The organism is Cryobacterium sp. AP23, assembly GCF_054075385.1.
The window spans coordinates 636,606-650,307 of record NZ_CM133415.1 but is presented as its reverse complement, the minus strand read 5'-3'; the positions used below and the strand labels follow the sequence as shown (position 1 = coordinate 650,307).

The 13,702-nt window shown below is 66.1% G+C and carries 13 protein-coding genes; 6 read left to right on the top strand and 7 right to left on the bottom strand.

Features of this window, described 5'->3' with window-relative positions:
• Positions 1-11 precede the first annotated feature (11 nt).
• The 3 genes from ACU5E9_RS02995 (at position 12) to ACU5E9_RS02985 (ending at position 1,846) form a co-directional block, all read left to right on the top strand.
• Positions 12-740: an SOS response-associated peptidase gene (locus ACU5E9_RS02995; protein ID WP_456812164.1), complete on the top strand. Its 729-nt coding sequence runs from the start codon at positions 12-14 to the stop codon at positions 738-740.
• Between the two features lie 85 nt (positions 741-825).
• Positions 826-990: a hypothetical protein gene (locus tag ACU5E9_RS02990; protein ID WP_456812163.1), complete on the top strand. Its 165-nt coding sequence runs from the start codon at positions 826-828 to the stop codon at positions 988-990.
• A gap of 7 nt (positions 991-997) precedes the next feature.
• Positions 998-1,846 (top strand): SMP-30/gluconolactonase/LRE family protein, encoded by an 849-nt coding sequence (locus tag ACU5E9_RS02985; protein ID WP_456812162.1) that lies wholly within the window; start codon positions 998-1,000, stop codon positions 1,844-1,846.
• A 12-nt stretch (positions 1,847-1,858) separates the two neighbouring features.
• Here ACU5E9_RS02985 and ACU5E9_RS02980 read toward each other — a convergent pair whose 3' ends face one another.
• The gene (locus tag ACU5E9_RS02980) at positions 1,859-2,506 is read right to left on the bottom strand and encodes a DUF1345 domain-containing protein (RefSeq protein ID WP_456812161.1); all 648 of its coding nucleotides are present in this window, start codon (positions 2,504-2,506) and stop codon (positions 1,859-1,861) included.
• A 128-nt stretch (positions 2,507-2,634) separates the two neighbouring features.
• Between ACU5E9_RS02980 and ACU5E9_RS02975 the strand changes: the two genes are divergently transcribed.
• Positions 2,635-3,561 (top strand): J domain-containing protein, encoded by a 927-nt coding sequence (locus ACU5E9_RS02975; RefSeq protein ID WP_456812160.1) that lies wholly within the window; start codon positions 2,635-2,637, stop codon positions 3,559-3,561.
• 58 nt (positions 3,562-3,619) lie between these two features.
• Here the strand turns inward: ACU5E9_RS02975 and ACU5E9_RS02970 are convergent, their stop codons facing one another.
• A complete protein-coding gene (locus ACU5E9_RS02970; RefSeq protein WP_456812159.1) occupies positions 3,620-4,510 on the bottom strand; it encodes a hypothetical protein in 891 nt (296 codons plus the stop codon).
• A 65-nt stretch (positions 4,511-4,575) separates the two neighbouring features.
• Between ACU5E9_RS02970 and ACU5E9_RS02965 the strand changes: the two genes are divergently transcribed.
• Positions 4,576-4,956 carry a hypothetical protein gene (locus tag ACU5E9_RS02965; protein WP_456812158.1) on the top strand — a complete coding sequence of 127 codons (381 nt, stop codon included), beginning with the start codon at positions 4,576-4,578 and terminating at the stop codon, positions 4,954-4,956.
• Entirely contained in the window at positions 4,953-6,548 is a 1,596-nt protein-coding gene (locus ACU5E9_RS02960; protein WP_456812157.1) for an ABC-F family ATP-binding cassette domain-containing protein, read from the top strand. Before ACU5E9_RS02965 ends, ACU5E9_RS02960 begins: the two co-directional genes overlap by 4 nt.
• 9 nt (positions 6,549-6,557) lie before the next feature.
• Here the strand turns inward: ACU5E9_RS02960 and ACU5E9_RS02955 are convergent, their stop codons facing one another.
• The 5 genes from ACU5E9_RS02955 to ACU5E9_RS02935 all read right to left on the bottom strand — a co-directional run bounded on the left by ACU5E9_RS02955 (position 6,558) and on the right by ACU5E9_RS02935 (position 12,819).
• Positions 6,558-7,277, bottom strand: coding sequence for a hypothetical protein (locus tag ACU5E9_RS02955; RefSeq protein WP_456812156.1), 720 nt, complete (start codon positions 7,275-7,277; stop codon positions 6,558-6,560).
• Between the two features lie 105 nt (positions 7,278-7,382).
• A complete protein-coding gene (locus ACU5E9_RS02950) occupies positions 7,383-9,854 on the bottom strand; it encodes a GH36-type glycosyl hydrolase domain-containing protein (protein ID WP_456812155.1) in 2,472 nt (823 codons plus the stop codon).
• Positions 9,855-10,325: 471 nt separating this feature from the next.
• Positions 10,326-10,844, bottom strand: coding sequence for a hypothetical protein (locus ACU5E9_RS02945; RefSeq protein WP_456812154.1), 519 nt, complete (start codon positions 10,842-10,844; stop codon positions 10,326-10,328).
• A 114-nt stretch (positions 10,845-10,958) separates the two neighbouring features.
• The gene (locus ACU5E9_RS02940; RefSeq protein WP_456812153.1) at positions 10,959-11,300 is read right to left on the bottom strand and encodes a hypothetical protein; all 342 of its coding nucleotides are present in this window, start codon (positions 11,298-11,300) and stop codon (positions 10,959-10,961) included.
• Between the two features lie 298 nt (positions 11,301-11,598).
• On the bottom strand, positions 11,599-12,819 hold the full coding sequence (locus ACU5E9_RS02935) for a hypothetical protein (RefSeq protein ID WP_456812152.1): 1,221 nt from the start codon (positions 12,817-12,819) through the stop codon (positions 11,599-11,601).
• Between the last annotated feature and the right edge of the window lie 883 nt (positions 12,820-13,702).

The window sequence follows — 13,702 nt, the reverse complement described above, 5'->3', positions numbered from 1 at the left end:
AACCTGAGCCTATGTGTGGGCGATTCATCATGACCGATTCGGCGCCTGACCTCGCCGCCATGTTCGACATCGAGCACGAGGCTGGCGAGCTGCCGGAGCCGTCCTGGAACGTGAAACCGACAGAGCAGATCCCTATCGTGCTCGAATCGATGAAGTCCGACCCGGCCGTTCGCCGGCTGGAATCGGCGCGCTGGTCGCTGGTGCCCACGTTCTCCCCTGAGCTGTCGGCCGCCTTCGCCACCTTCAACGCCCGGGCGGAGACGGTCGCGGAGAAGCCGACCTTCCGCACGGCCCTGGCCAAGACCCGCGCCATCATCCCCGCCACGGGCTATTACGAATGGCACACCGTCGGCACCCGCAAGACCCCGTACTTCGTCCACTCCGAGGACGGACTCCCGTTGGCGCTGGCGGGCCTGTATTCCTGGTGGCGCAACCCGGCCCTCGGCCAGGACGACCCGGCTCGCTGGGTCCTGACCGCGACCATCCTCACCGCCCCCGCCCAGGGCGCCCTCGCCGACATCCACGACCGGATGCCGGTGCTCTTGGCCGAGGAAGCCTGGGATCGCTGGTTGGACCCGCACGCGGACGGCGACCAGGCCCTCGTCGACGCGGTGGTGGAGGCGTCAACGGAGGAAGCCGCCGGGTTGGCCTTCTACGAAGTCGCGCCGATCACCGGCGAGGATGCGCCGGAGCTCATCGATCCGGTCGGCCCTGAGCGCGAGGTCGGCTACAGCGCGTAGCGACAGCCACACCGGGCGCCGTCGAACCAGTACGCTCGAAGCGAGCCCGGAACGCTTTCGCGGCACCGTTGAGAGGACCCAGCCCATGCACATTGTTTCCTTCGTCGTGGCGATGGCCGCGTTCGTCCTCGGCCTCTGGCTGTTCGGCCTGGCCTTCACCGTGACCGCCTGGCAGGGCCCGATCTTCATCTCCGGCATCCTGGCCGTCAGCGCGGCCATCGCCATCCCCGCACACGTCCTGCGCGACTGACCCCACGGTGCGCGCCGAACAGCTCACCGACCCGATCACCTTCCACGGGGAGGGGCCGGTCTACTCGGCAACTTGGGGAGGGCTTCGCCTGGTCGACCTGTTCGCCGGTGACGTACTCGCCCTGGCCGCCGACGGTGCGGTGACCCGGCGACACGTGGACGCGATCGCGGCAGCCCTCCGGCCCCGGGTCGGTGGCGGCGCCGTGATCGCCGGCGAGCGCGGCTTCATCCTGGAGGACCCGGACGGAACCCTGACCCGCCTGCCCGAGGTGTGGGCCGACCCGACCGTGCGCATGAACGACGGCGGCACCGCCCCGGACGGCTCGTTCTACTGCGGCTCGATGGCGTACGACCAGCGCACCGGCGCCGGGTCGCTCTACCGGTTGGCTGCGGACGGGTCCGTGGGTCTCACCATGACAGGCGTGACCATCTCCAACGGGCTCGAGTGGAGCCCGGACGGCTCGCTGGCCTATTACAACGACACCCCGACGGGACGGATCGGCGTGTTCGACTGGACCCCGGAGGCCGGCCTGACCGGGCTGCGCACCTTCGCCGAGATCCCCGAAGCCGACGGCTACCCCGACGGCCTCACCGTCGACAGCGCCGGCGGCGTCTGGGTGGCCCTGTACGCCGGCGGTGCCGTGCGACGGTATTCGCCGGAGGGAACCCTCGACGAGGTCATCGAGGTCGACGCCGGCCGGGTCACCGCCTGCACGTTCGGCGGCGACGACCTCCGCCAGCTGTTCATCACCACGTCCAGGGAAGACCTGGCCCCGGGGGAGGACCCCCTGGCCGGGTCGATCTTCACCGCCATGCCCGGAGTCGCGGGCCTGCCGGCGAAACCCTTCGCCGGCTAGTCCCGGCCGGAGCTACAGCCCGGCGACGAGGTTGATCAGCGTGGCCAGGATGATCGAGCCGAACAGGAACGACATCAGCGCGTGCCGGAGTGCGACCCTCCGCATGGCCGATGAGGTCAGTGAGGTGTCCGACACCTGGAAGGTCATGCCCAGTGTGAAGGACAGGTAGGCGAAGTCCTCGTAGCACGGCGGCTCCACCTGGTTGAAATCCACCCCGCCGTCGTCGTCCGCGTAATACAACGACGCGTACCGCAGCGTGAACAGGGTGTGCACCAGCACCCAGGACAGCGCAACGGTCACCACGGCAAGGGCCGCGAGCATGACCTTTACCGAGCCGAACGCCACCCGGGCCTGAAGGAGCACGATCAGGATGCTGCCCAGGCTGGCCAGGCTCGCCAGAATCAGGAGGAGATCGGTGATGCCCCGGGAGGGGTCTTCTCTGGTGGCGTGGGCCGCCGTCGTCGCCGCATCCATCGGAGCGATGGTGGCCCAGACCCAGCCGATGTAGAGCACCGCCGCCGCCGCCCAACCGATGGCCGGCGCCAGCAGCCAGTCGACGAACAGGCCGGTCAGGAGGCCGGCCACAACACCGACGACAACCATGACGATGAGGCGGGTGCTGGATCGGTGCACGCGGGGTACCGGGTACGTGGTGTTCACCCGCTGATCGTCCCACGGAATTCCCGGCAGGGCTTGCCGCCCCGACGGTGTCGGCGAGATGCCAGCAACGCTGGTTAAGCTGGTGGCCGAACGAATCTCCCGTTCCAGGCCGAAAGAGACCGCAGAGAATGTCAGACAGTCCGGCCGCGGCCAGCCCCTATGAGGTGCTGGGCGTGAGCCCCTCGGTGACCGACGAGGAGCTGCGACGCGCCTATCGTCGGAAGCTGCGCCAGTCCCACCCCGATGTCGGGGGCAGCCCCGCGTCATTCCACGCCGTGCAGGTGGCCTGGGAACGCATCGGCAGCCCGGAATCCCGCGCCGCGTACGACGGCGCCCGCTACCCGGAGACCTCCTACTCCGGCCCGGGTACACCCGCATCCGCGTCCGCCCGGCCGTCGTCGTCGGGCATGAAGGCCCGGATGCACGGGCACCCTGGCGGGCACTCCCGGCAGCGCTACCTGGCGTTGCTGCGCGAGTGGGCCGGCCGCGGCACCGTCATCGACGACCCCTACGCGCCCGATCTGATCCGGTCCGCGCCGCGGGAGATCCGGCACCGCCTCGCCAAGGCCCTCGCGGAGGAGTCGACCGCCCTGCTGATCTCCGGGCTCGGCATCGGCTACACGGCCTGGCACGACGTCGCCACCCGCGACGACGTCGAGAAGGTCGACCATGTCGTGCTCGGCCCGGCCGGGCTTTTCGCGATCCTCTCCGAGGACTGGGGATCGCCCGTGCAGCTCAAACGCGGCGAACTGGTCGGCGACGCGCTGGAAGCGGGCGAGGAACCGTTGGACGAGTTCGCCACGGCCGCGCGCGTGCTTGCCAAATCGCTGCGGGTGCGCTTCACCGCGCTGATCGTGGTGGCACCGGACGAGGCCGTGCCCGAGCCCCTGTCGCTGCCCGGCCGTGGCCGGCGCCCCATGGTGGTGGTGATCCCGCGCTCCCGCCTGGTCGGCGTGCTGCGCGACGGCATTCCCGGCATGGAACGGGGCAGCTTCGAGAAGGTCTTCGAACTGCGCAGCACCCTGCAGAACGGCATCCGCTTCGTCGAGGACTAGGCCGGCACCGGGACCGCCCGGCGGAGACGCCTAGGCGGGGACGGCTAGGCGGGGACGGCTAGGCGGGGACTGCCTCGCCGAGGCCGAGCTTCTGCACCCAGTAGCCCAGGAACGCGGCGCCGGCCTCATCGTGGATGAGGTCACCCTCGACGATGACCGGGTAGGGCTTGTCGAGGATGCCGTCGGCCGGGCGCACGTCCACGTGGGCCACGTCGTAGCCGGCCGCGTGCAGGTGGTCGGCCATCTTGTAGTCGCTGCGGGAGTCACCCACCGATCGCCACAGCCGGGGGAGTGCGCCGCCCTCGGCGAAGAAGGCCAACGCGCGCTTCGCGGCGTGGTCCTTGTCCAGGTCCACGGATTCGATGTCGGTGGAGATGATGGTGGTGTCGATGCGGAACGGCACCGCCCCGGTCGCGTCGGGGGAGACCGTGTCGCCGAAGCGCACGCCCAGCCCGTGCTCGACCATGATGGCGTACGCGGCCGCCTCGAACGCGGCCTGCGCCAGGTGATAGGCGTCCCGGTCGACATCCGTGCGCTGTTCCACCGACACCATGGCGAGCTTGGTCTCGTCGAAGAACATCGTGTCGGCGTAGTCGGAGGCGACAAGGTCACGGATACGGCCGGCTACGGCTGCCGGCAACGCCACGCTGTCGTCGACCACGACGTCGCCCATCCCGGCGTCGGTGATGGGGAACCACACCGCGCCCTTCTCGCAGACCCCGTACATGCGCATCTCGTGCGGCAGCCCGGCGGTGACCAGCGGGGTCACCACCTGCTCGCTGATGAACTGCGCGGAGCGCCCGGTGATGAAGCCGATCGGCACGTTGGCGCCGGCGAGGGTGATCAGGTCGGTGATGATGCTCGGGGTGGCGATGGTGCGGGTGTCCGGGCTGGCGATCGGGCCATCGACATCGAGGAGCAGGCCGAGGGGGGAAACGGTTTCAGGCATGGTTCATTGAACCAGTTCCCGCCCCGGACCGCTGGTGACGCCGCCACCGCCTATCGTTGAACCTGATGATTACCAGACGAGAAGCAGCGCTTCGCCTCGACATTCCCCTCGAGATGGCGCAGCGCCACGACCTTCCCAGCCGCATGACCGAAGCCCAGCTCGCCGAAATCGAGAAGAACCCACCGGCCTGGCTCGTCCAGTCGCGCGCCAACCGCACCGGCAAGAAGCCGGTCTGGATCGAGCTCACCTGCAGCGTCTGCGGCTTCACCGAGGCCGCACGGCCGAAGAAGTGGTGGCCGACGTTCACCTACCTCTCCTGCGATCACCACGGCTACGACGAGCTCCCGCCCGCCGCCGAGGGCCTGAGCCGCCGTGAGGTGGACGGCATCGGCAGCCGCTTCATCGGCATCGTCGACGCCGCCGAGCACGGGGAGCAGCCCTCATGAGCCTGATCCGGCTGAACGACGTCACCGTGCGTTTCGAGAACACCCAGGTACTCCGCGAGACCTTCTTCCGGCTCGAACCGGGCGACCGGGTCGGCATGATCGGCCGGAACGGCTCGGGCAAGACCACACTCATCAAGCTGATCCTGGGCCAGGTGACGCCCGACACCGGCACCGTCACCGTCGACGACGGCGTCAAGATCGGCTATTTCTCCCAGTTCTCCGAACTGAACGGAGAATCCACGATCACCGAGGTGCTCGACGCCCTGTTCGTGGAAATCAAGGCCGTTGAGGCCGAACTCGCCTCGATCGACGCCGCCATCGCTGCCGACTCCTCGGCCAGCGCCGAACTCGACCGGCTGATCCACCGCCAGTCCGAACTGTTCGAAGACATGGACCGGCTGGACGGCTGGGACTACCCGCGCCGGATCGACTCGGCCCTGACCATCCTGGGCTTCGACCAGGCCCACCGCAGCTGCGCCATCGACGAACTCTCCGGCGGCTGGCGCAACCGCGCCGCCCTGGCCAAAATTCTGCTCGAGGCGCCCGATGTACTCCTGCTCGACGAGCCCACCAACTACCTCGACGTGGCCGGCGTGGAGTGGCTGGAGAACTGGTTCCGCGACTTCAGGGGGGCCGCCGTGATTGTCTCGCACGACCGCACCTTCCTCGACGCCGTCGTGACCCGAATCATCGAGCTGGAGAACTTCCACCTGCACGAGTACCCGGGCAACTTCGGCGAGTACGTCGTGCAGAAGCAGTTCCGCCTCAAGACCCTGGAGGCGCAATTCGTGCACGAGTCCGAACTGCTCGCCTTCGAGTCCGAGGGCATCGCCGACCGGCGCGAGGCGCAGAAGAACGCCAGCCGCAAGCTCGGCGGCCAGCTGGCGACCATCAAGAAGTCCCGCACGCCCCGGCCCGTCGACAAGATCATCACCGAGATCTACGGCAACCTGCACGTGAAGGATGTGCTCTGCCGGGTCGAAATGCTCAGCAAGGCCTACGGCGACAAGGTGCTCTTCAACGACCTGAGCTTCGAGATCCGCCGCGGCAACCGCATCGTGGTGCTCGGCGCGAACGGCAGCGGCAAGACCACCCTGCTCCGGGTACTCACCGGCGAGGAATCGGCGGACTTCGGCGAAGTGGACTGGGCCAAGGGCGCCGGCATGGTGTCGTACAACCAGGTGCTCGCCGAGCTTGACGACACCGACACCGTCAGCCACGCCGTCAACGCGCTCGAGGGCAGCCTGGCGTTCACCGCCACCCGCAAGTCGGTGAACCGGTTCCTCACCATGTTCCAGTTCTCCGAGGCCGACCTCAAGCAGAAGATCGGCAACCTCTCGGGAGGGCAGAAGGCCCGGGTGGCGATGGCGCAGTGCCTGCTCTCCGGCGCGTCGGTGCTCCTCCTGGACGAGCCCACCAACCACCTGGACATGTCCAGCACCCAGGTGATGGAACGGGCCCTGCTGCACTTCCCCGGAGCGGTGGTCGTAGTCAGCCACGACCGGTTCTTCACCGACAAGATCGCCAACCGCCGCCTGGTCTTCGGCCAGCTCGGCGCCGAGCCCGGCGAGGTCGAGGTGGCCGTCGCCTGACCCTGCACCCTAGTCGTGGGGTCCGGCCCGGGTCCCGTCCGGCAGGGTGTCCCGGATGTCCCCGGCTCCGGCACCCAGGTACAACGGCCAGATCAGCTCCAGGCTCCCCGGTGGCTGCCAGACGAGTCCCTCGAGTGCGGCCGCCATGTACAGCGCTTGTCCGGCGGGCCGGCCGGCACCTGGGTCGGTCAGCTCCGTGACGTGATCCACTTCCTTACCGGATGTCTGCACACCGTCCCAGGCTGGCTTCAGATAGGCGACGATTCGAGTGTCGTCCGGCAGCGTTTCCGCACACGCCGTGGACAGGCCGGCCGGCGCGAACTCGATATACACATGCCCGTCGTTGGCGGAGTCCAGTGCGCCATCCACCACGGTGACGTCGCTCACCACGATCACGGAGTTGACCTGGGAACCCGGACCCGCCGGTGTGACGTCGGTCGACGTGCGGCCCGCCTGAATCCGTTCGATCCGGCCCTGCACCACCACCCTGCTCGAGGCCGCCAGGCTGGCCAGCGAGTCGACCGGGTCATAGTCCACCACGCCAGGCGGGGCGCACGCCGCATAGATCTCCGCGCCGGATGCGTCCGCGGCCGGCGGGCTGGACGGCCCGGCGGCGGCCGGTCCGGTCGCCGGCGCGAGAGAGGCGCATCCGGCAAGCGCCAGTGCCACGCCGGCTACCCCGACCAGCATCCGGCCGGGCGGCCGCGCCACACCTCGCGTGTTCTCCATACCCGGTAATGTCCGGCAGAGACGGCCCGGTTCCCCGGCCGGAACCGCCACAACGGGGAAGCGGCCCGGGGTTGTGCCCGAGCCGCCCGCGACCCCACCGGGCCCCTACAGGATCGCGCGCACCTGCACGGTCGTCCCAGCGGCCGCGTACGGCACGGTGCGGCCGTCAATGGCGACACCGTCCACCTCGAGGCTCGCCCGCGAGCCCTCCTGGCCCGAGTTCGCCACCGTGATCACGTACGTGGCCCCGCGCGCCTGCCGGGTCACCGTGAACTCCGCGACATCCGGCCCGATCTGCGGGTCGACCACGAGGCCGTCGTAATCGGTGCGCACACCGAGCAGGTACTGCGACACGGTCACGAAGTTCCAGGCCGCGGTTCCGGTGAGCCAGGAATTCTTGGCCTCACCGTGCCGGGAGGCCTCCTTGCCGGCGATCATCTGCGCGTAGACGTACGGCTCGGTGCGGTGCACCTCGGAGATGTCCTCCCGGTACGCCGGGGTGATCTTGCGGTAGTGGTCGAACGCCTTGGCGCCGCGGCCGAGGACGGTCTCACCGATGATCACCCAGGGGTTGTTGTGGCAGAAGATGCCGCCGTTCTCCTTGTAGCCCGGGGGATAGGTCGACACCTCGCCGAGTTCGATCCGATAGCTCTTGTAAGCCGGGTATTGCAGCACAAGGCCGTGCTCGGAGCCAAGCAACCGGTCCACCGAATCCAGCGCCCGGTACGCCGGGCTGCTCTTCGACGGGGTGCCGTCCTCGTTGTGCTCCACGCCGACGCCGGCCAGGACGGCGAAGCCCTGCGGTTCAATCCAGATCTGCCCCTCGGTGTCTTCGGCGGTGCCGACCTTGTTGCCGTAGAAGTCGTACGCGCGCAGGAACCAGTCGCCGTCCCAGCCGTGGGTGAGCAGAGCATCGCTCATGTCAGCGGCGGCCGTGCGGGCCAGGCCGGCCTGCGCGGTGTCCCCGCGACGGTCCGCAATGGTGGCGTACTGCCCGGCCGCGAGGACGAACTGCGCGGCGATGAAGGTGGACTCCGCCACCCCGCCGGCCTGGTTCTCGGTGGTCTGGAAGGACTCGCCCGGGGTGGTGGAGAAGCAGTTCAGGTTCAGGCAGTCGTTCCAGTCGGCGCGGCCGATCAACGGCAGCCCGTGCGGGCCGAGGTTGTTCCGGGTGAACTCGAACGACCGGGTGAGGTGGGTGTAGAGCGTCTCCGCCAGGTCGTCGTTGTTGTCGAACGGCACGATCTCATCGAGGATGCCGTCGTCGCCGGTCTCCTTGAGGTAGGCATCCACCCCGATGATCAGCCAGGCCGGGTCGTCGTTGAACCCGGAGCCGAGTTCATTGTTGCCCCGCTTCGTCAGCGGCTGGTACTGGTGGTACGCCGACCCGTCCGGCAGTTGGGTCGCGGCGATGTCCAGGATGCGTTCCCGCGCGCGGTCCGGGATCAGGTGCACGAAGCCGAGGAGGTCCTGGGTGGAATCCCGGAAGCCCATCCCGCGGCCGATGCCGGTCTCGAAGTACGATGCCGAACGGCTCATGTTGAACGTGACCATGCACTGGTACTGGTTCCAGATGTTGACCATCCGGTTGAGCTTGTCGTCGGGGGAGGTGACGGTGTACGCGGAGAGCAGGTCGGTCCAGTAGGCGCCGAGCGCATCGAACGCCGCATCCGCGGCCGCGGTGGTGGACAGCCGGGCCAGCAGGGCCTGCGCGCGGGTCTTGTTGATGACCTGCTTGGCGTCGTCGGCCCACTTCTCCTGCCCGTTCTCCGGCGTGTTCTCGACATAGCCGAGCACGAACACGAGGTCACGGCTCTCGCCGGGCTGCAGGGTGGAATCGACCTGGTGCGAGCCGATCGGGTACCAGCCGGAGGCCATCGAGTTCTGCGCCGTCCCGGCGTGCGGAACCTTCGCCTCGGCGAGGGTCTCGTAGAGGCCCACGAAGGTCTCCCGGTCGGTGTCGAAGCCGGCGATCTCCGCATTGACGCCGTACACCGCGTAGTGGTCGCGCCGCTCACGGTATTCGGTCTTGTGGTAGATCGCGCTGCCGTCCACCTCAACCTCGCCGATGGAGAGGTTGCGCTGGTAGTTGGTCTGGTCGTCCTGGGCGTTCCAGAGGCAGAACTCGAGATAGGAGAACAGCGAGAAGGTCTTCACGGTGTCGGAGGTGTTCGTGATGGTGACCTTCTGCACTTCAGCGGTTTCGCCGAGCGGCACGAAGTAGAGGGTGGAGACCTTGAGCCCGCCGCGTTCACCGGTGATGCGGGTGTAGCCCATGCCGTGCCGGGTCTCGAAGAAGTCGAGCTCCTTCTTCATCGGCAGCCAGCTGGACGTCCAGACGTCGTCACCGTCCTTGATGAAGAAGTAGCGTCCACCGGAGTCGGTGGGGATGTCGTTATAGCGGTACCGGGTGAGGCGGCGCATCTTCGCGTCCTTGTAAAAGGTGTATCCGCCCGCGGTGTGCGAGACGAGGGAGAAGAAGTCCTCGCTGCCCAGGTAGTTGATCCACGGGTAGGGAGTCACCGGGGTCTCGATGACGTATTCCCTGGCTTCATCGTCGAAGTGGCCGAACTTCATGCGTGCACCTTTTCAGTCTCGTGAGAGCGCTCTCACAGCGCTTGCGTTGACTCTAGCAGCACGATTGCGGGGCCAACGAGACAGGGGCGGATCCGAAGATCGGGCCACCTTAACGAGACAGGGCCGGATCCGAAGATCCGGCCCGCTTAACGAGACAGGGCCGGATCCTGAGATCCGGCCCGTGAACTGTCTCAACCAGTTCTCGTTGATCGTTGTCTTTCCAACAATCTCCGTAGGTCTTTCAGCAAATCTGGCATGCCTTGCCATTGCTGGGCGCATTTCACCGATGCAGTTTGCGGTTCCAAGCTAACGCCTTTTTCGTTCCAGCTAGGCAACGCCTCTTCCGCGATGTCCGGCCAGACTCCGCAGCAGCTGTGCCGGGATTCTCGGCGGCATAAATCTGCTGGTCGTGTGCTCCGTGCACCGGTTGCACTGTCGTATGGGCATCGACCCCGTTCGACATTACGAGGCTCAGCTTGTGGTCGGCACGCCTTGCCCGATGCAATCGTTGAGGCGCTGCTGTAGGCCGGGTATAAACGCATCCGGATTCGAGCCGATGACATCGAGGTGTTTCCCGAGCGTGGCGGCAAGCTCCCGAACCGTTTCTTCGAACAGCCTTTGAACGCGGTTCGCGTCTTCAATCATGTCGACCTCGGTATCGGGGCCATTCCAGGCATCCGACCACGCGCTGAAGAAGTGGTGAGCGAGACGGTTTCTTTCGCCAACTGCCATAGTCAGTTTCTCTTCCAAGCCTTGGTCGCACGCCAGGGCACGGAGCGCTGCGAACACGGTCCCCATTGTCGAGGTCGAAAGCGTATCGACGGCCTGTTGGAGTTCAGCCCGGGAGGTGAAGTCTTTTGACGCTACCCGCTGCACGTTGACCAAGACTCGCAGCCAGAACTCTAAGGCTTGCGATCCGTGCATTGCTCGGCCATAGGCAGCGAAGACCTTGTCGTCGTTGGCCGAGTGGCCTTGTTCTATAGAGGACATGAATCGACGATATCGGGTGGCCTCTCGCACGGTCGCTTCCGGGCGTTCCCCTCACACCGGATACTGGCTGATCCTCGCTGACCGGGCGCAGCGCGGGGTTCCGTTTGTTGACGCCTATTGCTCGGTGACCGGCTCTGTTGCGAGCTTCTCTGTCTGCTCCCGCACTTTCTTCCGAACCCATGCGACGTTCCCCACCAGATCCATCCAGTTCAGAGCACCTGAACGGTTGATCTCGAACACGTTCTGCTTCAGCAGTTCACGTAGCTCCTCTTCGGTGAGCGGCCCAATTAGGTCAAGCAGGTCCGGAGTGGTGGCAATAGCCCGCGTTGTTGCGTCGGCCCACTGCCGCTCGGCTGCTTTCCTCTGGAACCTGGCGAACAACGCCTTGCTACCCCACCAAATAGCTATCACGACAACAGCGATACCGGTGAGGAGGAGAGTCAGATCGAGCGGCATACTCGGAGTCTATGGCAGGCATTCTCGAGCAAGACCCGCACTGACCGGAGCGGCTCACGGACTGGCCCCCCGCGCCTGCTTCTGAGCGTGCCGGGCGTCGGTGGCGCGAGATCTATACGAAACGTGGAAGCAGCCCCGCGCCCGGACACCGTAAAGGAACCCTCAGCGCGCAGGAGATGCGCGATAGTGGTACCGCGATGCGCACCTGACAAGTGGACTGGGCTGTCGCCTGAAGTAAGGACGGACTCGGATTGGCCAACGTGGGTGCCAACGCTGAGCCTGGTACACGTGACTGTCTTCACGCCGAGGGTTTGGAGCCGCCGTTCTTCAGAACCAGTGTGAGAACGGACAGCCCTACGGCTCCGACCGTGCCAACTCCGATGAGTGCCTTCTGCCCGACTTCCTTTCCCGCGGTCATGCGCTGCTTCGAATCACTGAATGCCTCACGCCACGGGGTGGCGCTGAGTACGTCACGAGTGGACTCGATGCCGAGCGGGATGTGGAAGTCGTCCACGGTGGCTGCTGTGGAGTTGAGAGAGTCGATCACGGAACGCGCGGCCCTCGCGTGGAGGATGATGTTCTCGTTTGCGATGCCACCAGCGGCATCCATCTGAGCCATCAACCGAGACGTTTTTTCGAGCACGCTTGTCCGACGTTTATCGCGTGCAACCGCAAGTCCGAGCCGGTGACCTTCGATATTCTCCGGTGCTGTGGCGAGGACATGATCTAGTTCGACCACTCTGAACTTGTCCTGAAGTTCGAAGCAACGAGCGAGGACAGCGAGCTGGACGGTAACCTCACTCTCGATCTCTTGCGTCACCTTTTTCAGCGCTCCGGTCTTGCTTTTACCGTCTACCTTTTCGGCAAGGGCGCCCAGCGCGAGCAATGCCTCATCCTGCACGTTGAGTATCGTCCCGGACACACCGCTCACCTTGTCCCACAGCGTTTTCGGGTCGCCGCCGTGCTGACGAATCGTCATGGCCTCGTCGATCTCTGCCGCCGCGCTTTTCATTCTGGCGAGCACGGCGTCTCGTTGTGCCCGACGCACATCGTTGAGTTTCTCGTCAATACGGATCAGCAGCGTCTTGAGTTCTTGTGCCTCGGCCTGTTGGGCGACCTGGCTCAAGAGCCCTCCAACACCGGCAAGCACCGCCGGGTTCGTCAAGAGTGCGGCAGGGCCGTCTTGGACCTGAAGCCACTTGAGTGAGTTCTTACCCGTCTCGCCGAGCATTGCGTGGCTGATGCCGTTGGTCTTGGTTTTCATCAAACCGCCCGCGTCTTTCAGCCGTTTCGCGGACTCTGGCGTCAGCTTCAAATACAACACCGACTGCTCCACGACGCCGGACGCGGTCTTCAGGACGTCAGCACCAGCGTTCAGAATATTGCTGAGCTCGCCCAGATCGACCGCTTGTGCCTTCATCAACAGGCCCGCGTGAGCAAGGAACCGTTCTACAGTCGACCGATCACCGGCCACGAGAACCCCCTCGCCATCGCCGACTAGTTCAATTTCGTCTGCCATTGCCCCGCCCCTTCTTGATCTGCGGCAAACCTATCGGACGTCGCGGACATGAGATGCCGGTGATCCGGGACAAAAATCTCATCGACGCTCCCACAGAACCGATGGCAGGTTCTCGCTGACTTCTGTGAGATCCCGGTTCTCGCGTGAGGGCTAGTGGTTCGGCCCGATGTGCCAGCTACCGCGTCCCCAAACAGGAAGAAGTAGACCACTGTAAGGGCACCGCAGCTACTCACCGGTGGCGGATGAGCCAGTGGCTGGCATCCCTCCCGTCCACTCGCTAGGTCAACACCATGGCCCGCGGAACCGATGTGGCCCAGCCGGCGATTCCGAGGATGGCGAGCAGAAACAGCCAATTCAGGATGGGGAGTCCAGCAACTTGCTGGGCGAGACCTGACGGTGCTGCGACGAGCGCCGCGCAGACTGTGCCGGGATCGACCGCGCCAACGGCCCTTGGCATGGCAGCAACAATTCGAGGAAGGGGCCCCGCCCGCCCCGCGACCCAATGACTCAACGTCTGTCTACGAAAGAGCGGTCGGGGAGCGCCAAATGGGTTGACACCGCCGCCGGTCGGGCGGGCGACTCGTCCAAGCTGCTACCCAGTCCTGGTCCAAGTTCTTATGGCGGTGTTGGCGGCGGCACTGCTGGGGTTTCGACGACAGAGGACTGCACGGTTCCTTGCGGTGGCGGTCCGCATTCCGCTGTATTGGCGGTGTGATGGTACCTTTCGACGGGCCGGCGGCATCCAAGATGGTGTTGGGCCTGACACGAATGCTGGCTGGTGGAGGAAAAGGGTCTAACCCTACTCGACCCATGGCTCCTCGGGCTCCGTCGTTCCAACCGCCTTCAGCGCCGGCCAGCTGGTCGCTGAACGTACTTCTGAAAG

Bases quoted from the DNA above. Each gene is read 5' to 3' on its own strand.
- ACU5E9_RS02970 (WP_456812159.1), bottom strand. From the start codon at position 4,510: ATGCCTGAAACCGTTTCCCCCCTCGGCCTGCTCCTCGATGTCGATGGC.
- ACU5E9_RS02960 (WP_456812157.1), top strand. From the start codon at position 4,953: ATGAGCCTGATCCGGCTGAACGACGTCACCGTGCGTTTCGAGAACACC.
- ACU5E9_RS02950 (WP_456812155.1), bottom strand. From the start codon at position 9,854: ATGAAGTTCGGCCACTTCGACGATGAAGCCAGGGAATACGTCATCGAG.
- ACU5E9_RS02975 (WP_456812160.1), top strand. From the start codon at position 2,635: ATGTCAGACAGTCCGGCCGCGGCCAGCCCCTATGAGGTGCTGGGCGTG.
- ACU5E9_RS02940 (WP_456812153.1), bottom strand. From the start codon at position 11,300: ATGCCGCTCGATCTGACTCTCCTCCTCACCGGTATCGCTGTTGTCGTG.
- ACU5E9_RS02945 (WP_456812154.1), bottom strand. From the start codon at position 10,844: ATGTCCTCTATAGAACAAGGCCACTCGGCCAACGACGACAAGGTCTTC.
- ACU5E9_RS02935 (WP_456812152.1), bottom strand. From the start codon at position 12,819: ATGGCAGACGAAATTGAACTAGTCGGCGATGGCGAGGGGGTTCTCGTG.
- ACU5E9_RS02990 (WP_456812163.1), top strand. From the start codon at position 826: ATGCACATTGTTTCCTTCGTCGTGGCGATGGCCGCGTTCGTCCTCGGC.
- ACU5E9_RS02955 (WP_456812156.1), bottom strand. From the start codon at position 7,277: ATGGAGAACACGCGAGGTGTGGCGCGGCCGCCCGGCCGGATGCTGGTC.
- ACU5E9_RS02965 (WP_456812158.1), top strand. From the start codon at position 4,576: ATGATTACCAGACGAGAAGCAGCGCTTCGCCTCGACATTCCCCTCGAG.
- ACU5E9_RS02995 (WP_456812164.1), top strand. From the start codon at position 12: ATGTGTGGGCGATTCATCATGACCGATTCGGCGCCTGACCTCGCCGCC.